The organism is Eubacterium sp. AF17-7 (assembly GCF_003461285.1).
GTDB lineage: Bacteria > Bacillota > Clostridia > Lachnospirales > Lachnospiraceae > Eubacterium_U > Eubacterium_U album.
Window position 1 is genome coordinate 1 of the sequence record NZ_QTWU01000046.1, and the last position, 314, is coordinate 314.

A 314-nucleotide genomic window follows, 5' to 3' on the forward strand; every position below is an offset into this window, starting at 1 on the left:
AAAAGAAAAAAGAAATAATCCTCGATAGCTCAATGGTAGAGCACTCGGCTGTTAACCGAGGGGTTGTAGGTTCGAGCCCTACTCGGGGAGTTTTTATTGTATAAGGAAGTAAACAGAGAAGAAATGAGGCTCCATGGTCAAGCGGTTAAGACACCGCCCTTTCACGGCGGTAACAGGGGTTCAAATCCCCTTGGAGTCATTAAAGATAGAAGAAACAGAAAAAGGAAACAAGAAAGCAAAGACATGCCGATGTGGCTCAATTGGCAGAGCAGCTGATTTGTAATCAGCAGGTTAACGGTTCGAGTCCGTTCATC

The 314-nt window shown here is 44.9% G+C and carries 2 tRNA genes; both read left to right on the plus strand.

The features are described from left to right. Positions 1 to 18: 18 nt before the first annotated feature. A tRNA-Asn gene (locus DWW96_RS13790) sits at positions 19 to 90 on the plus strand. 37 nt (positions 91 to 127) lie between these two features. After that, positions 128 to 199: transfer RNA gene (locus DWW96_RS13795), tRNA-Glu, on the plus strand. Positions 200 to 314 lie beyond the last annotated feature (115 nt).